This is a genomic window from Burkholderia sp. MR1-5-21, from assembly GCF_053427715.1.
In genome coordinates this window covers 201,559-219,151 of sequence record NZ_JBSAXD010000007.1, presented here as the reverse complement: position 1 = coordinate 219,151, position 17,593 = coordinate 201,559, and the positions used below count along the sequence as shown (strand labels likewise).

Annotated in this window: 10 protein-coding genes; 7 read left to right on the top strand and 3 right to left on the bottom strand. The window is 69.3% G+C overall.

The genetic code is table 11. The features are described from left to right. Window positions 1-64: 64 nt before the first annotated feature. Both ACV229_RS12615 and recN read left to right on the top strand, forming a co-directional pair. Complete coding sequence (locus ACV229_RS12615) at window positions 65-970, top strand: NAD kinase (protein WP_448083459.1); 906 nt, start codon at window positions 65-67, stop codon at window positions 968-970. Window positions 971-990: 20 nt separating this feature from the next. Continuing rightward, the gene (recN, locus tag ACV229_RS12610) at window positions 991-2,640 is read left to right on the top strand and encodes a DNA repair protein RecN (protein ID WP_448083458.1); all 1,650 of its coding nucleotides are present in this window, start codon (window positions 991-993) and stop codon (window positions 2,638-2,640) included. Window positions 2,641-2,823: 183 nt separating this feature from the next. On the opposite strand, the gene glnE is transcribed toward recN, so the two are convergent. Beyond that, on the bottom strand, window positions 2,824-5,628 hold the full coding sequence (gene glnE / locus ACV229_RS12605; protein WP_448083457.1) for a bifunctional [glutamate--ammonia ligase]-adenylyl-L-tyrosine phosphorylase/[glutamate--ammonia-ligase] adenylyltransferase: 2,805 nt from the start codon (window positions 5,626-5,628) through the stop codon (window positions 2,824-2,826). Between the two features lie 182 nt (window positions 5,629-5,810). Here glnE and ACV229_RS12600 point away from each other — a divergent pair, with 182 nt between their 5' ends. The 4 genes from ACV229_RS12600 (at window position 5,811) to aroG (ending at window position 13,922) form a co-directional block, all read left to right on the top strand. Next, window positions 5,811-10,010, top strand: a complete 4,200-nt coding sequence (locus tag ACV229_RS12600; protein ID WP_448083456.1) for a YhdP family phospholipid transporter — start codon at window positions 5,811-5,813, stop codon at window positions 10,008-10,010. 43 nt (window positions 10,011-10,053) lie between these two features. Further along, window positions 10,054-10,881, top strand: coding sequence for a carbon-nitrogen hydrolase family protein (locus ACV229_RS12595; protein WP_448083455.1), 828 nt, complete (start codon window positions 10,054-10,056; stop codon window positions 10,879-10,881). Between the two features lie 106 nt (window positions 10,882-10,987). After that, window positions 10,988-12,454 carry a metalloprotease TldD gene (gene tldD, locus ACV229_RS12590; protein WP_448083454.1) on the top strand — a complete coding sequence of 489 codons (1,467 nt, stop codon included), beginning with the start codon at window positions 10,988-10,990 and terminating at the stop codon, window positions 12,452-12,454. Between the two features lie 394 nt (window positions 12,455-12,848). Continuing rightward, the gene (aroG, locus tag ACV229_RS12585; protein WP_448083453.1) at window positions 12,849-13,922 is read left to right on the top strand and encodes a 3-deoxy-7-phosphoheptulonate synthase AroG; all 1,074 of its coding nucleotides are present in this window, start codon (window positions 12,849-12,851) and stop codon (window positions 13,920-13,922) included. Between the two features lie 105 nt (window positions 13,923-14,027). Here aroG and hmpA read toward each other — a convergent pair whose 3' ends face one another. Together hmpA and ACV229_RS12575 are read right to left on the bottom strand one after the other, a co-directional pair. Then, the gene (gene hmpA / locus ACV229_RS12580) at window positions 14,028-15,236 is read right to left on the bottom strand and encodes an NO-inducible flavohemoprotein (RefSeq protein WP_448083452.1); all 1,209 of its coding nucleotides are present in this window, start codon (window positions 15,234-15,236) and stop codon (window positions 14,028-14,030) included. A 110-nt stretch (window positions 15,237-15,346) separates the two neighbouring features. Beyond that, complete coding sequence (locus ACV229_RS12575; RefSeq protein WP_448083451.1) at window positions 15,347-15,898, bottom strand: cob(I)yrinic acid a,c-diamide adenosyltransferase; 552 nt, start codon at window positions 15,896-15,898, stop codon at window positions 15,347-15,349. A 257-nt stretch (window positions 15,899-16,155) separates the two neighbouring features. On the opposite strand from ACV229_RS12575, the gene ACV229_RS12570 reads away from it, so the two are divergent. Beyond that, window positions 16,156-17,574 carry an FAD-binding oxidoreductase gene (locus ACV229_RS12570; RefSeq protein ID WP_448083450.1) on the top strand — a complete coding sequence of 473 codons (1,419 nt, stop codon included), beginning with the start codon at window positions 16,156-16,158 and terminating at the stop codon, window positions 17,572-17,574. Window positions 17,575-17,593 lie beyond the last annotated feature (19 nt).

Below are 17,593 nucleotides of genomic sequence, written 5' to 3'. Positions count from 1 at the left end.
CCTTCCGCAGCGCCCGGCGCCGCGGACGGTTCTTTTCGTCAACGAGCTATGGTGTAATGCCGCCATGAAAACCGGTAATCAGTTCCATACTGTCGCGCTCGTCGGCCGGAGCAACACGCCCGGCATCGCCGAGCCGCTCGCCACGCTGGCAGACTGCCTCGCGAAGCAGGGTTTCGAGGTGGTCTTCGAAGCCGACACGGCGCGCGAGTTCGGCATCGCCGGCTACCCGGCGCTCACCCCGGCCGAAATCGGGGCGCGTGCCGACGTGGCGGTCGTGCTCGGCGGCGACGGCACGATGCTCGGCATCGGCCGGCAGCTCGCGCCGTACAAGACGCCGCTGATCGGGATCAACCACGGGCGGCTCGGCTTCGTCACGGACATCGCGGCGGCCGACATGCAGGCGCGCGTCCCGGTGATGCTGTCCGGCAAGTTCGAGCGCGAGGAACGGTCGCTGCTCGAGGCGCGGATCATGCGCGACGGCGAGCCGATCTACCACGCGCTCGCGTTCAACGACGTCGTCGTGAACCGCAGCGGCTTTTCCGGGATGGTCGAGCTGCGTGCGTCGGTCGACGGCCGGTTCATGTACAACCAGCGGTCGGACGGCCTGATCGTCGCCACGCCGACCGGCTCGACCGCGTACGCGCTGTCGTCGGCGGGGCCGATCCTGCACCCGCAGCTGCAGGGCATCGTGCTCGTGCCGATCGCGCCGCACGCACTGTCGAACCGGCCGATCGTGCTGCCGGACGACTCGAAGATTGCGATCCAGATCGTCGGCGGACGCGACGTCAACGTGAATTTCGACATGCAGTCGTTCACGGCGCTCGAACTGAACGACACGATCGAGGTGCGACGCTCGCGGCACACGGTGCCGTTCCTGCACCCGATCGGCTACAGCTATTACGCGACGCTGCGCAAGAAGCTGCACTGGAACGAACACGCATCGAACGAAGACGACGACACGGCGTCCTGACGCCCTACCGCCCGACCACCATGCTCCGCCACCTCTCGATCCGCGACTTCGTCATCGTCGCCGCGCTCGATCTCGAATTCGACAGCGGCTTTACCGTCTTCTCCGGCGAAACCGGCGCCGGCAAATCGATCCTGATCGACGCGCTTGCGCTCGCGCTCGGCGAGCGCGCCGACGCGAGCGTCGTGCGCACCGGCTGCAGCCGCGCCGACATCACCGCGGAATTCACGCCGCACGACCGCGTCGCCCGCTGGCTCGACGAACACGCGTTCGACGCCGAGGACACCGTGATGCTGCGCCGCGTGATCGACGCGAACGGCCGTTCGCGCGCGTTCGTCAACGGCACGAGCGCGACACTCGCGCAGCTGCGCGAGGTCGGCGAGATGCTCGTCGACATCCACGGCCAGCATGCGCACCAGCTGCTGATGCGGCCCGACGCGCAGCGCGAGCTGTTCGACACGCACGCGGGGCTCGTCGCCGACGCCGCGAACGTCGCGCGCGCGTGGCGCGTGTGGCGCGATGCGACCCAGGCGATCGATGCGGCGAAAGCGCACGAGCGCGAGCTGCAGCTCGAACGCGAAAAGCTCGCGTGGCAGCTCGCCGAACTCGACAAGCTCGCGCCGCAGCCGGGCGAATGGGAAGAGATCAACGCGGAACACAAGCGCCTGTCGCATTCGGCGAACCTGATCGACGGCGTGCAGGGCGCGCTCAACGCGCTGTCCGAGGCCGACGATGCGATGCTCGCACAGCTCGGCGCGATCGTGTCGAAGCTGCGCAGCCTCGCCGACTACGATCCGGCGCTCGGCGATGCGCTCGCGTCGCTCGAGCCGGCCGAAATCCAGCTGCAGGAAGCCGTCTACTCGCTGTCGCATTACGCACAGCGCCTCGACCTCGACCCGGATCGCCTCGCGCAGGTCGAAACGCGCGTCGACGCGCTGCATTCGACCGCGCGCAAGTTCCGCCTGCCGCCCGATACGCTGCACGAAGAGCACGCGGCGCGGCGCGCGCAGCTCGCCGCGCTCGACGCGGCCGCCGACCTCGGCGCGCTGGAAGCCGCGCAGGCCAAGGCGTGGGAGGCCTACCTCGCGGATGCGAAGCGGCTGTCGAAGGCGCGCGCGCAGGCCGCGAAGGCGCTCGGCACGGCCGTCACCACCGGCATGCAGGAACTGTCGATGGCAGGCGGCAGCTTCGACGTCACGCTCGTACCGCTTGCCGACGGCGGCCCGCACGGGCTCGAGCAGGTCGAATTTCGCGTCGCCGGACACGCGGGCGTGCCGCTGCGGCCGCTCGCGAAGGTCGCGTCCGGCGGCGAACTCGCGCGGATCAGCCTTGCGCTCGCGGTCATCGCGAGCGCCGCGAGCCCGACGCCGACGCTGATCTTCGACGAAGTCGATACGGGCATCGGCGGCGGCGTCGCCGAGGTGGTCGGCCGCCTGCTGCACCAGCTCGGGCGCGACCGGCAGGTGCTGTGCGTGACCCACCTGCCGCAGGTTGCGGCGCGTGGCGACCAGCACTTCCAGGTCGCAAAGGGCGCGGACGACAACGGCGGCACCGTGTCGACGGTCGTCCCGCTCGACAGGACGAGCCGGATCGAGGAAGTCGCGCGGATGCTCGGCGGACTCGAAATCACCGCGACGACGCGCAAGCACGCGAAGGAAATGCTGGCGGCCTGACGGGCCGCCGCGACGGGGGCGGTCGGGGCTTCGGGCCGAGGGCCACCGTCCCCCGACCGTATTCAAACATCCGTTTCAACCACCCGTGTCGGTCGTCCGTTTCAGTCGCCCCGAACACTCGTTTCAACGACCGCAGCCGGCCTCGGCCGTTCCGATTTCAAACGCCCGATTCAAGCACTCGTTTCAACCGCTTGTTTCAACCGCCCCGAACACCCGCTCCCAAAGCGCCGTCACCGCCGCCCGCTCGTCGGCGACGATCGCCGGATCGACCCGCGCCTTCTCCATTCCGTCGAGCCGCAGCTTGTGCTGCAGCTTCCGGTACGTGCGATACGCGGCGCCGACACGCTCGGCTTCCGCCTCGCTCATCAGCCCGAAGCGCGCGACCTCGCGCAGCAGCGCGATGTTGCCCGTATTGCGGATCAGTTCCGGATCGCTCGATGCATGCAGCAGCACCCAGTACTGGACGATGAACTCGATGTCCACCATCCCGCCTCGGTCGTGCTTCAGGTCGAACAGTTCGCCATGGTTCGGATGGCCGGCAAACACCTTGTCGCGCATGCCGACGATTTCGGTCGCCAGCACGGCCCCGTCACGCGGGATCGTCAGCACCTGCTGGCGGATCGCCTCGAACGCCGCGCCGATCTGCGCGTCGCCCGCGCTGTAGCGCGCCCGCGTCAGCGCCTGGTGCTCCCAGACCCACGCGGTATTGGCCGCGTCGCCCTCGCGCAGCTGGTAGCGGCGGAATGCGTCGAGATCGGTGACGAGCAGCCCGGCCTCGCCGTTCGGCCGCAGCCGCAGGTCGATGTCGAACAGCGCGCCGGCGCCGGTGGCCGTCGTCAGCCACGTGATCAGCCGGCGGGTGAAGGTCGTGTAGACGTCCGCCGCCCGCTCGTCAGGGTCGTCGTACAGGAAGATCAGGTCGAGATCCGACGCGTAGCCGAGCTCCTTGCCGCCCAGCTTGCCGTAGGCGATCACCGCGAACTTCGGCACGTCGCGGTGGCGTTTCGCGAGTTGCGACCAAACGACCTCGATCGTCACGTCGAGCACCGCGTCGGCGAGTTCGGACAGCCGGTCGCTGACATGCTCGACCGACAGTTGCCCCGCGAGGTCGATCAGCAGGATGCGGAACACCTCCGCGTGCTGCGCGTGGCGCAGCAGGTCCATCTGCTGCTCCGGGCCGTCGGCCGCGGCGAGGCGCGCACGCAGTGCGTGCTTGAACGCCTGCCAGTCGAACGGGCTCGCGATCGCCTCGTCGTCGAGCAGTTCGTCGAGCAGCTGCGGGTGCCGGATCAGGTAGCCGCCGCCCCAGCGCGTCGCGCCGAGCACCGACAGCACGCGGTCGAGCGCCGCCGGATATTCGGTCAGCAGCGCGAGGTAGACGCCGCGCCGGCTGACCGTCTCGAGCAGGTCGAAGAGCCGCACGATCGTGTCGTCGCGGTGCGCGGCGTCGATCCGGGGCGCCGCCTCGAGCGCGCGCTGCGCGACGCTGTCGAAGCGCTGCCGGCTCTTTTCCGGCAGGCCTGTGTAGCGCGACGACTGCCAGACCGCGCGCAGCCGCGCGAGCACTGCCTGCGGATCGCCGAAGCCGAGGCTCTCGAGGCGCGCGGTCAGCGCATCGTCCGCGCCGTCGTCGCCGAGTGCGCCGCTCCAGATCCATGCCGCCGCGCTGTCTTCGGCCGCGCCGCACCCCTGCCCGCCGTTGACCTTGTCGGCGAAGATCTGGTCGAACTGCGCCTCGACGAACGTGCGATGGCCGTCGAGCACCGTCATCAGCGCCGCATAGTCGGCAAAGCCGAGCGATGCCGCGAGCGCCGCGCGCTCGTCGGCATCGACGGGCATCGCGTGCGTCTGTGCGTCGTTGCGGTATTGCAGCCGGTGCTCGAGCGTGCGCAGGAAGTTGTAAGCGTCGGTCAGCCGCGCCTCCACGTCGTCGCCGATCAGCCCGCGCGCCTGCGCATGGCGCAGCACCGCGAGCGTCGGCCGCACGCGGAAGCCGGCGTCCTGGCCGCCGCGGATCAGCTGGAACACCTGCGCGCTGAACTCGATCTCGCGGATCCCGCCACGCCCGAGCTTGATGTCGTCGGCCTTGTCCGGCCGCATCGATGCGCGGCGCGCGGCCTCCTGGCGGATCTGCTGATGCAGCGAACGGATCGCGCCGATCACGCCGAAATCGAGATACCGCCGGTAGACGAACGGCTTGACGATCGCGTTGAGCTGCGTCGCGAGCCGCTGCGCAGCGGCGCTGTGCCCTTCGGACACGAGCCGGCCCTTGATCCACGCGTAGCGCTCCCACTCGCGCCCCTGCACGTAGAAATACTCCTCGAGCATCCCGAGGCTGCAGACGAGCGGCCCGGAATCGCCGTTCGGGCGCAGCCGCATGTCGACGCGAAACACGTAGCCGTCGGCCGTCACCTCGGACAGCACGCCGATCAGGCGCCGGCCGAGCCGCGTGAAGTATTCCTGCGTCGACAGCGCCGCGCGGGCGCCGCCCGCCGTCTCGCCGTCGTCCTCGTAGACGAAGATCAGGTCGATGTCGGACGACACGTTCAGCTCGCGGCCGCCGAGCTTGCCCATCCCGACCACGCCGAGCACGACGCGTTCGCCGTCCACCCCGCGCGGCTCGCCGTACAGCGCGTCGAGCTCGGCCGACAGCAGCGCGAGCGAGCGCTGCACCGCGACCTCGGCGAGATCGGTCATCGCGCCCGTGACCTCGGCGACGTCGGCGATGCCGCGCAGGTCGCGCTCGGCGACCGCGCCGATCGCCTCGGCGCGCAGTTGCCGCAGCGCCTTCTTGAGCTGGTCTTCAGTGGGCGCCGCGCCACCCGCGGGCGGCGCGAGCAGCTCGGTGAGCCGCGCGTCGAGCTGCGCGCGGGTGAGCGGCGCGGCCGCCCACGCGGCGATCCGTTCGGCGAGCGCGGGGCGCGCGGCGACCGCGCGAGCGACGTAGCGGGAATAGGACGTGCTGATCAGGGTTGAAGCGTCGGTCATCGAGAAGCGGGCCTTGCGCAAGAAACCTGGCGCGGCTTCGCGGGCCGCGGCGATGCGCGACCGCGGCGCCGCCGCGCGCCGGGAAGCCCGTGCCGCACCGCCGCAACGGCCGCCGGCACGAACCCGTGTGATACATTTCAACGTCAGTTCGCAAAACTACCATATCGCCGCCCTTCCGCAGCATGTCCGACCGTCAGGAATCCGCCGTAGCACTGCCCAAAGCGGGACCTCCGAAGCACGATCATCCGGTGCTGCGCCGCGTGTTCAAGGTGACGCTGGCGGTCGGCCTCGGCACTTACTTCGTCGCGTCGGGCGCGTTCCTCGGTCTGCGCTATGTGTTCTTGCCCCGCATCGACGACTTCCGGCCGAGGATCGAGCAGTTCGTGTCCGCGAAGCTGCATGCGCAGCTTTCAATCGGCAAGCTTTCCCCGCACTGGTCCGGCATGCAGCCGGGCGTCGAAGTCACCCAGCTGACGATCCGCGGCCGCGACGGCCAGGTCGCGCTGTCGGTCCCGCACGCGACGGCCGCGCTGTCGTGGATGTCGCTGCTGCGCCTGTCGCCCGCGCTGTCCAGCCTGATCGTCGACCAGCCGGACCTGATCGTCGAGCGCAGCGCGGACGGCGCGCTGTTCATCGCCGGCGTCGGCGTGCCGACCACCCACGGCGGCAACGACACATTCAGCACCTGGCTCCTCAAGCAGGAGGCGATCGTGCTGCGCGGCGGCACGCTGCGCTGGCGCGACGCGAAGCACGACGCGCCGGAACTCGCGCTGTCCGGGATCCGGCTTGCGGTGCTCAACGACGGCCGCGTCCACAAGGCGGCGCTGCAGGCGCCCGCGAACGGCACGCTGCTGCGCGGCCCGCTCGATTTCCGCGCGCGCTTCACGCACAAGGCGCTCGCGCCGATCGGCAAGCCGGCGAACTGGACCGGCGACGCGTACCTGTCGACCGGCCCCGTCGACCTGCCGACGCTCGCCCGCTACGTGAACATGCCGTTCACGATCCATGCGGGCCAGATCGACAACGCGATCTGGGCGACCTTCCGGGACGGCCGGCTGCGCGCCGCGGGCGGCGACCTGCGGGGCGCGGACGTCGCGCTGCGCGTGCGGCCGACGCAGCCGAAGCTCGACGTGCCGATCGCGCGCTTCGGCTGGGACATGACGATGGATACCGGCCACGACTACACGCTGCACCTGTCGCACTTTCACGCCGAACTGGGCCAGCCTCCGCTGCCGGACGGCACGCCGCTCGGCCGCGCGCTCGGCCTCGCGACGCTCACCGCGCGCTACCGCGTGCCGACCGCCAGCCAGGGCCAGCTGATCAGCGTGGCCGGCGACCGCGCCGATCTCGGCATCCTCAGCGAATTCATCCGCGGTCTGCCGCTGCCCGCGCACCTGCGCAACGAGCTCGTGCGGGTCGATCCGCGCGGGATGGTCGCGAACTACCAGATCGAGGTCGAACGCGCGAAACCCGCGCGCGCCGAGCTCGCCGACGAAGAAAAGCGCACCGGCACCGCGCCGATCGTCCGCTACCGGTTCCTCGGCGACCTGCAGGGCATCAGCTTCGCCGCGCAGGAACCGCCGCCCGGACTCTCGGCGCACGGTCACCCGCGCGCCGGCTGGCCGGGCATCGAAAACCTGTGGGGCCACGTCGATGCGAACGAGACGGGCGGCACCGCGCATTTCGACACGGTCAACGCCGCGGTCACGGTGCCCGGCGTGTTCGACGTGCCGCGCCTCACGTTCGACCGGCTGAAAGGGAACGCGAAATGGGCGATCACGCCCGAGCCGGGCGACAGGCACGCACGCGTCGACGTGACGCTGCCCGACCTCCTGGTCGCGAATCCCGACGCCGAGATCGCGGTGTCGGGCAGCTATTCGAATCCCGGCCACGGCCGCGGTTCGCTCGACCTGCGCGCCGACTTCGCGCGCGCCGCGGTCGCCCGCATCCCGCGCTACCTGCCGACCGGCATGTCCGAGCACCTGCGCCAGTATCTCGGCCATGCGCTGCAGGCCGGCCAGGTCACGAAAGGCGCGTCGATCGTCGCGCGCGGCCCGCTCGAAGGCTTCCCGTACTCGCACGACCCGAGCGCCGGCGTGTTCCACATCGTCGCGCCGTTCACGGGCGGGCAGTTCGAGCCGACCCCGTTCCCGCCGCACAAGCTCGCGAACGGCACGCCGAGCGTGTGGCCGGCGCTCGCGGGCATCGACGGTGTGTTCGAGCTCGAGCAGAACAAGCTGCGCTTCGATATCGACCGTGCGCACTACAAGCGCGTGGCGGTGACCAAGGTAAGCGGCCGGATCGCCGATCTCGGCCACCCGGCCGCATCGCCGTTCGTCATCGAAGGGCACGCGCAGGGCCCGCTCGCCGACCTGATCGACTATGCGGACAACAGCTCGCTCGGCATCCTCAGCGGGCACATCGGCCAGAAGATCGACGCGCAGGGGCCGGCGTCGCTCGCGCTCAAGCTGACGATCCCGCAGCACGTGCCGCATCCGCATACCCACGTCGAAGGCGCGCTCGCGTTCGGCGGCAACACGCTGTCGACCGGCGGCGTGCCGCCGCTGTCCGCGCTGCGCGGCAGCGTCCGCTTCACGGAAGGCGGCGCGTCGCTGGACCGCCTGTCCGGACAATTCCTCGGCGGCCCCGTGCGCGCGAGCGGCGAGCTCAAGTCGCACGGCCCGTATGCGGTCGACGTCGACGGCAAGCTCGCGCTCGACGCCGCGCGCGGGCTGAAGCTGCATGGTCCGGCCGCGGCGCTGCTCGAGCACGTGGTCGGCGACGCGCCGTACCGGATCGCCGTGCGCGGCGCGCCGGGCAGCCTGCCCAACATCACGGCCAGCTCCGACCTGACCGGCGTCGCGCTGAACTTCCCGGCGCCGTTCGCGAAGCCCGCGGGCACCCCGATGCCGTTCAGCTTCACGCTGCAGCCGGCGGCGCAGGCGGACGGCCGGCGCCTCGAACATGCGGACCTGACGCTCGGCCCCGTCACCGCGACCTACCTGCTCGACGCGACGCGCGGCCAGCCGCTGCGCGCGGTGCGCGGCGCGATGGGCATCCACCGGATGCCCGACGTGCCGCAGGACGGCGTGAGCGCGGCGGTCGACGTCGACGAGCTGGACGCCGACGCGTGGATCGCGCTCGCGCGGACGCTGCACCCCGCGCAACGCGCGCCGGAGCCGCAGCCGGGCGCCGAGCGCGTCGACCTCGCGAGCTTCGTGCCGAAGCGCTTCGCGTTCCATTTCGGCACGCTGAAGCTGCTCAAGCGCAACTGGGAAAACGTGATCGTCGGCGCGTCGCACGTCGACGAGCTGTGGCAGGCGAACATCGCGTCGAACCAGGTGTCCGGCTACCTGTCGTGGGAGCCGGGCGGCGGCCACAACGGCGCGGGCGTGCTGAACGCGCGGCTCGCGAAATTCGTGATTCCGCAAAGCGCCGAGCACGATCTCGTCGGGCGCGCGATGAACCTGCCGACGCCGACCGACCGCCCGATGCCCTCGATCGACCTGGTCGTCGACGAGGTCGTCGCGCGCGGCCACGACATCGGCCGCCTCGTCGTCAACGCGCGCAATATCGAAGAAGGCGGCACGCCGGTCTGGCAACTCGACAAGCTGGAGCTGTCGAACCCGGCCGCCAGGCTGACGGCGACCGGCAACTGGCGCACGTCGCGTCACGCGCTCGCGCGCGGCGTCGACGAAGCCGATGCGCCGCGCCGCAGCGTATTCGACTTCAAGCTCGACATCGACAACGCCGGCGCGCTGCTCGACCGCGTCGGCCTGCCGCGCACGATCGCGGACGGCCACGGCACGCTGACCGGCAAGATCGGCTGGCGCGGCGGCCCGACCGCGCTCGACTATCCGTCGCTCAACGGCCAGCTTGCGCTCGACCTCGAGCACGGCCAGATCCTGAAGGTCGACCCGGGTGCGGCGAAGCTGCTCGGCGTGCTGAGCCTGCAGAGCCTCGCGCGCTTCCTGACGCTCAATTTCCGCGACGTCGTCGGCAAGGGGCTGCCGTTCGAGAAGATCACCGGCACCGGCCGGATCACCAACGGCATCGCGCGCACCGACGATTTCGAGATGACGACGCCGCCCGCGAAGGTCACGCTGAAGGGCTCGGTCGACCTCGGCGCGGAAACGCAGGACCTGCACGCGCACGTTGCGCCGAAGGTCGGCGCCGGCACGGCGGCGATCGCGGCCGCGATCATCAACCCGCTGCTCGGCGTCGGCGTGCTGGCCGCGAACTACGCGCTGTCGGAGACGCTGTCGCATGCATTCGCGATCGACTACACGATCAACGGCTCGTGGGCGCACCCGCACATCGAGCGGGTGCGGGGCGATCAGGGTAAGATGAACCACGACGCGGCCGGCGCGACAAGTCGCTGAGCCGCACGGGCCGCACCCCATTTATGACGCTACCGATTTGGCGATGACCGAACACACCCCTTCCGCGAAACCCGTCCGGGTTGCCGCGCTGCAGATGGTGAGCACGCCGGACGTCGCGCGCAATCTCGCCGAGGCCCGCCGCCTGATCGCGGAAGCGGCCGGCGAAGGCGCGCAGCTCGTGCTGCTGCCCGAGTATTTCTGCTTCATGGGCCACAAGGACACCGACAAGCTCGCGCTCGCCGAGTCCTATCAGGACGGCCCGATCCAGCAGTTCCTCGCCGACACGGCGCGCCGCCACGGCATCTGGGTGATCGGCGGCACGCTGCCGCTGAAGGCGCCCGAAGCGAACCGCGTGCTGAACACGACGCTCGTGTTCGATCCTTCCGGCCGCGAGGCAGCCCGCTACGACAAGATCCACCTGTTCAACTTCGAGAAAGGCGACGAGTCGTTCGACGAGGCGCGCACGATCTGTCCGGGCGACACGGTCGTCGCGTTCGACGCGCCGTTCGGCCGGGTCGGACTGTCGGTCTGCTACGATCTGCGCTTTCCGGAGCTGTACCGCAAGCTGGGCGACTGCACGCTCGTCGTCGTGCCGTCCGCGTTTACGTATACGACCGGCCGCGCGCACTGGGAGACGCTGCTGCGTGCGCGGGCGGTCGAGAACCAGTGCTACGTGCTCGCCGCCGCGCAGGGCGGCAAGCACGAAAACGGCCGGCGCACCTGGGGCCACAGCATGCTGGTCGATCCGTGGGGCGAGATCGTCGCGGAGCGCGCCGAGGGTGCGAGCGTCGTGCTCGGCTCGCTCGACCCGCAACGCATCGCCGACGTGCGCCAGAGCCTGCCCGCGTGGCGGCACCGCGTGCTCGGCTGAACGGCCGGCCACCCTGCCCCCTTGAAACCCCGGCCCGCGCGAACCATCTGCCCCATACGCACCCGATACTGCACCCGACAACTTTTTGAGAAACCCCGAAACCCGCATGAACATCATCGAACCCGGCATCCGCAACCTGGCGCTGGCGAAGGACATCCTGCTCACGCCTTACGGCCTCGACGAGAGCCTGCTGACGCGCACGATCGCCGACATCTTCACGCATCGCGTCGACTACGCGGACCTGTACTTCCAGGCGACCCGCAGCGAAGCGTGGAGCCTCGAGGAAGGCATCGTCAAATCGGGCAGCTTCAGCATCGACCAGGGCGTCGGCGTGCGCGCGGTCGCGGGCGACCGCACCGCGTTCGCGTATTCCGACGACCTGTCACCCGACGCGATCGCGCAGGCGGCCGCGGCCACCAAGGCGATCGCCGCAGCAGGCGGCGGGCGCCAGAAGGTGAAGGCGGCCACGTCGCTGAAGGGTATCTCGGGCCGCGACCTCTACCTGCCGTCCGATCCGCTCGCGTCGCTCGACGCGACGGCCAAGGTCAAGCTGCTCGAGCGCATCGAGCAGATGGCGCGCGGCCGCGATCCGCGCATCACGCAGGTGATGGCGGGCCTCGCCGGCGAATACGACGTCGTGCTGATCGCGCGCAGCGACGGCGCGCTCGCGGCGGACATCCGCCCGCTCGTGCGCGTGTCGGTCACGGTGATCGCCGAGCAGAACGGCCGCCGCGAGATCGGCTCCGGCGGCGGCGGCGGCCGCTTCGACTACGGCTACTTCACCGACGACGTGCTGTCGCGCTACGTCGACGATGCGGTGCACGCAGCGCTCGTCAACCTCGACGCGCGTCCGGCGCCGGCCGGCGCGATGACGGTCGTGCTCGGGCCGGGCTGGCCGGGCGTGCTGCTGCACGAGGCGATCGGCCACGGTCTCGAGGGCGACTTCAACCGCAAGGGCTCGTCGGCGTTCGCGGGCCGCATCGGCGAACAGGTCGCGGCGAAGGGCGTGACGGTGGTCGACGACGGCACGCTGCCGAACCGCCGCGGGTCGCTGAACATCGACGACGAAGGCAACCCGACGCAGTGCACGACGCTGATCGAGGACGGCATCCTGAAAGGCTACATCCAGGACACGCTGAACGCGCGCCTGATGAAGATGCCCGTCACCGGCAACGCGCGGCGCGAGTCGTACGCGGCGCTGCCGATGCCGCGCATGACCAACACGTACATGCTGAACGGCGACAAGGACCCGCAGGAAATCATCGCGTCGGTGAAGAACGGCCTGTACGCGGTCAATTTCGGCGGCGGCCAGGTCGACATCACGAACGGCAAGTTCGTGTTCTCGGCGTCCGAGGCATACATGATCGAGAACGGCAAGGTCACCTACCCGGTCAAGGGCGCGACGCTGATCGGCAGCGGCCCTGAATCGCTGAAGTACGTGAGCATGATCGGCAACGACATGTCGCTCGACACGGGTGTCGGCGTGTGCGGCAAGGAAGGCCAGAGCGTGCCGGTCGGCGTCGGCCAGCCGACCCTGCGGATCGACAAGATGACAGTCGGCGGTACGGCATAACCGCATCGCCACGCAGACAATCCGCGCATTTCGCAGAAACCACGCGGATTGTCCGCATTTTTGACGCCCCCCGGTTGCCAGCCGACCAGGGACGGGGTATAAATTCCGAATCAACTTTTTGACGAACCGAATCTCCGTCATGTCCGCCAAGTTTTACTTTTACTTTTTTTGGTATCTCAGACCGCTGGCGGATCGAGAGGGTTGATGGCGCGCAAAGCGCAACCGAAATTCCCGAAAAAACCGCCGGCGAACCCGGCGGTTTTTTTTCGCCCTTCGCCAGCCGGTCATCGCTGCAGCAGGTCCGCAGCGCCGGCCGGACCGACTGAATCGCTTGAATTGATGAATTTGCCGCACGCGCGTTGAGCTGACGGCAGCCCGAATTAGGAGAAACAGCATGCCCCCGCACAATACCGATGACGTCCGCATTCGCGAGCTCAAGGAGCTGACGCCGCCCGCCCACCTGATCCGCGAATTCGCGTGCTCCGAAGCCGCGTCCGAGCTGATCTACAACGCACGGGAGTCGATGCACCGGATCCTGCACGGGATGGACGACCGGCTGATCGTCGTGATCGGGCCGTGCTCGATTCATGACACGAAGGCGGCGCTCGAATACGCGGGGCGGCTCGTCAAGGAGCGCGAGCGCTTCAAGAGCGAACTCGAAATCGTGATGCGCGTGTACTTCGAGAAGCCGCGCACGACGGTCGGCTGGAAGGGGCTCATCAACGATCCGCACCTCGACAACAGCTTCAAGATCAACGAAGGGCTGCGCACCGCGCGCGAGCTGCTGCTGCACATCAACGAGATGGGCCTGCCGGCCGCGACCGAGTACCTCGACATGATCAGCCCGCAGTACATCGCGGACCTGATCTCGTGGGGCGCGATCGGCGCGCGCACGACCGAGTCGCAGGTGCACCGCGAGCTCGCGTCGGGGCTGTCGTGCCCGGTCGGCTTCAAGAACGGCACCGACGGCAACGTGAAGATCGCGGTCGACGCGATCAAGGCCGCGTCGCAGCCGCACCATTTCCTGTCGGTGACGAAGGGCGGCCACTCGGCGATCGTGTCGACGGCCGGCAACGAGGATTGCCACGTGATCCTGCGCGGCGGCAAGACGCCGAACTACGACGCCGAAAGCGTGAACGCCGCGTGCACGGACATCGGCAAGGCCGGCCTCGCCGCGCGCCTGATGATCGACGCGAGCCACGCGAACAGCTCGAAGAAGCACGAGAACCAGATCCCCGTGTGCGCGGACATCGGCCGCCAGCTCGCGGCCGGCGACGAGCGCATCGTCGGCGTGATGGTCGAGTCGCACCTCGTCGAAGGCCGCCAGGACCTGAAGGAAGGCTGCCCGCTGACCTACGGCCAGAGCATCACCGATGCGTGCATCAACTGGGAAGACAGCGTGAAGGTGCTCGAGGGACTCGCGGAATCGGTGAAGGCGCGTCGCGTCGCGCGCGGCAGCGGCAACTGATTGGATGCAACGCGGGCGGCGCGCGCCGCCCGCCCCGCGTCCGCGATACAAAAAGCCCGGCTTGCGCCGGGCTTTTGCATTTCTCGCGGATCGAGCGTCAGCGCGTCACTCGAGCGCGCCCGAACCGAAGATCTCGGTGTTCACACGCTCCGGCGCGACGCCCAGCGCGACGAGCGCATCGCGTTGCGCCTTCATGAACGCGATCGGGCCGCAGATGTAGTAGTCGGCGTCCGGCACCAGCGCATAGTGCTTCACGCGCTCCGGCGTGAGGCGCCCTTCGAGGTCATGATCGACGCCTGCGCGGTCGTTCGGACCGACCTGCTCGTACAGCACCGTGCGCTTGACGTTCACGTGCTCGCGCACCGTATCGTTCAGCCAGTCGCGGAATGCATGCACCGCACCCGAACGGCACGCGTGGATGAAACGCACGTCGCGCTTGCTGCCTTCCGCGATCAGCGTCGACGCCATCGACATCATTGGCGTCAGGCCGACGCCGCCCGAGATCAGCACGACCGGCGTATCCGCATCGCGCTTCAGCGAGAAATCGCCCATCGGCGCGGTCACCTCGACGATCGCGCCCTCCTCGACGCCGTCGTGCATCAGCGTCGACACCTTGCCGGCCGGAATCGCTTCCGCCTTGCCGGCCTCGCGCTTCACCGAGATGCGCAGCCACTTGCCGTGCGGCGCGTCCGACAGGCTGTACTGGCGCGGCTGGTCGACACCCAGGTCGCCGACGAAGCGCTTCACCGTCACGTACTGGCCCGGCGCGAACGTCGGCGCTTCGCCGCCGTCAGCCGGCGTCAGGTAGAACGACGTGATCTCGTCGCTCTCGCGCACCTTGCGTGCGACCTTGAACGGACGGAAGCCGCTCCATGCCGCGCCTGCGTACAGGTCCGCCTCGGCGCCGATCAGGATCTGCGCGAGCTGGCCGTACGCAACGCGCCACGCTTCGAGCGTGTCCGCATCGACCGCGTCGCCGAGCACTTCGACGATCGCCGCGAGCAGGTTGTCGCCGACGATCGGGTAGTGCTCGGGACGGATGTTCAGGCTCGCATGCTTGTGCGAGATCCGCGACACCGCGCCGCCCAGCGCACCGAGGTTGTCGATGTTCGCCGCATACGCGTAGACGGCCTTCGCGAGCGTCTCGGGCTGGCTGCCGGTCTTCTGGTGCGTCTGGTTGAACAGGTTCTTCAGTTCCGGATGCCGCGCGAACATGCGCTGATAGAAGTGCTTCGTGATCGTCGCGCCGTGAACGGCGAGGACGGGGGCGGTGGCCTTCACACGGGCCATCTGGTCGGCGGTAATGTGGGTCATGCTCGTTCTCCGTTAAACATGCACATACAATACATCTTTAAAATTCGACGCCCCCCGGGCAAATTGTCGCAGTGAGGGAAACGGGGTCGGGACGTCCGGCCGCCCGCGCATCAGCGCGCGCGACCGCGTTCCCACAGCACGTCCGATCCGCCGTCCGCGCGATTCAGCACCCGCGCCAGCACGAACAGCAGATCCGACAGCCGGTTCACGTAACGGCGCGGCGTCTCGTGCAGCGGCTCGTTGCGGCCGAGTGCGACGATCGCGCGCTCGGCGCGCCGGCACACCGTGCGGCACACGTGCGCGAGCGCCGCCGCGCGCGAGCCGGCCGGCAGGATGAATTCCTTCAGCGGCGACAGCGTTGCGTTGTAGTCGGCGAGCCACCGGTCGAGACGCGCGAGATGCGTGTCGTCGAGCACCGTATGGCCGGGGATGCACAGCTCGCCGCCGAGGTCGAACAGGTCGTGCTGGATCGTCACGAGCGCCGCGCGCACGTCATCGGGCAGCGGCTCGGCGAGCAGCACGCCGAGATTCGAGTTCAGTTCGTCGACGTCGCCGATCGCGGCGATCCGCACGTCGTCCTTGCCGATGCGCCTGCCGTCGCCCAGACCGGTGGTGCCGTCGTCGCCCGTGCGGGTCGCGATCTTGCTCAAACGGTTGCCCATGCGAATTCCTCGGTTGCGCGGCCGCAGCGCGGCCCCGGTTGCGTTGAATACCGATTATCGCAGCCCGCCGCGCGGCTCGCAGCAGGTGTTCCAGCGTAGAATGGGTCAAAACCGCCACGCGGCGGGATCTGCCAGACGAGTTGCCGAACCATGCACGAGATCCGCGTGCGATGCCGGGCCACCCGCGCCCGGGTGATGGCGCCGGCGCAGGTCGATACCCACGCCGCAGCGCCCACGCCGATCGACAGGAGACTTGCGTGAATCACCCCGCCCCGCCGGCCCCACCGGTCGCATCGCGTCGCCCCCTGCCCCCCGCCTTGCTCGATGCGCTGCGCGCCGCCTTCGGCGAGCGCGTGTCGACGGCCGACGCCGTGCGTGCGCATCACGGCCGCGACGAATCGCCGTTCGACCCGCAACTGCCCGACGCGGTCGTGTTTGCCCGCAGCGCCGACGACGTCCGGCAAGTCGTGTCGCAGTGCGCGCTCTACGGTGTACCGCTGATCCCGTACGGCGCGGGCTCGTCGCTCGAAGGCCATCTGCTCGCGGTGCGCGGCGGCGTGTCGCTCGACCTGTCCGAAATGAACCGCGTGCTGTCGATCAACGCGGAAGACCTCACCGTGACGGTCGAGCCCGGCATCACCCGCAAGGCGCTCAACGAAGCGCTGCGCGACACGGGCCTGTTCTTCCCGATCGATCCCGGCGCCGACGCGAGCATCGGCGGCATGACCGCGACCCGCGCGTCCGGCACCAACGCCGTGCGCTACGGAACGATGCGCGAGAACGTGCTCGGCCTGACCGCGGTGCTCGCCGACGGCCGCGTCGTGAAGACGGGCTCGCGCGCCCGCAAGTCGTCGGCCGGCTACGATCTCACCCGCCTGTTCGTCGGCTCCGAGGGCACGCTCGGCGTGATCACCGAGATCACGCTGCGGCTGCATCCGCTGCCGGAAGCCGTGTCGGCTGCGATCTGCACGTTCCCGACGATGGGCGACGCGGTACGCACCGTGATCGAGACGATCCAGATCGGCGTACCGATCGCGCGTGTCGAATTCGTCGATTCGCTCGCGATCCGCTCGATCAACCGCCACTCGAACCTGACGCTCACCGAAGCGCCGACGCTGTTCTTCGAATTCCACGGCACCGAGGCCGGCGTGAAGGAGCAGGCGGAACTGGTCGAATCGCTCGCCGGCCAGAACCACGGCCAGGGCTTCGAATGGGCGACCCGGCCGGAAGACCGCAGCCGGCTCTGGGCCGCGCGCCACAACGCGTATTTCGCGATGCTGCAGCTGAAGCCGGGCTGCCGCGCGGTGACGACCGACGTCTGCGTGCCGATCTCGCAGCTCGCCGCCTGCGTCGAGGAAACCGAGGTCGACCTGCGCGCGTCGACGCTGCCCTGCCCGATCGTCGGCCACGTCGGCGACGGCAACTTCCACGTCGCGATCCTGATCGATCCCGACAAGCCGGAGGAGCTCGAAGAAGCGGAACGCATCAACGACCGGATCGTCGAGCGTGCGCTGCGGATGAGCGGCACCTGCACGGGCGAGCACGGCGTCGGCCTGCACAAGATGCGCTTCCTGCCGAAGGAGCACGGCGACAACGCGATCGACACGATGCGCGCGATCAAGCTCGCGCTCGATCCGCGCAACCTGATGAACCCCGGCAAGATTTTCACGTGCTGACCCGGAGCCAAGACCCCGC

Coding starts and splice junctions, on each gene's coding strand:
- glnE (WP_448083457.1), bottom strand. CDS start 5,628: ATGACCGACGCTTCAACCCTGATCAGCACGTCCTATTCCCGCTACGTC.
- ACV229_RS12600 (WP_448083456.1), top strand. CDS start 5,811: ATGTCCGACCGTCAGGAATCCGCCGTAGCACTGCCCAAAGCGGGACCT.
- tldD (WP_448083454.1), top strand. CDS start 10,988: ATGAACATCATCGAACCCGGCATCCGCAACCTGGCGCTGGCGAAGGAC.
- aroG (WP_448083453.1), top strand. CDS start 12,849: ATGCCCCCGCACAATACCGATGACGTCCGCATTCGCGAGCTCAAGGAG.
- ACV229_RS12595 (WP_448083455.1), top strand. CDS start 10,054: ATGACCGAACACACCCCTTCCGCGAAACCCGTCCGGGTTGCCGCGCTG.
- ACV229_RS12575 (WP_448083451.1), bottom strand. CDS start 15,898: ATGGGCAACCGTTTGAGCAAGATCGCGACCCGCACGGGCGACGACGGC.
- recN (WP_448083458.1), top strand. CDS start 991: ATGCTCCGCCACCTCTCGATCCGCGACTTCGTCATCGTCGCCGCGCTC.
- ACV229_RS12615 (WP_448083459.1), top strand. CDS start 65: ATGAAAACCGGTAATCAGTTCCATACTGTCGCGCTCGTCGGCCGGAGC.
- hmpA (WP_448083452.1), bottom strand. CDS start 15,236: ATGACCCACATTACCGCCGACCAGATGGCCCGTGTGAAGGCCACCGCC.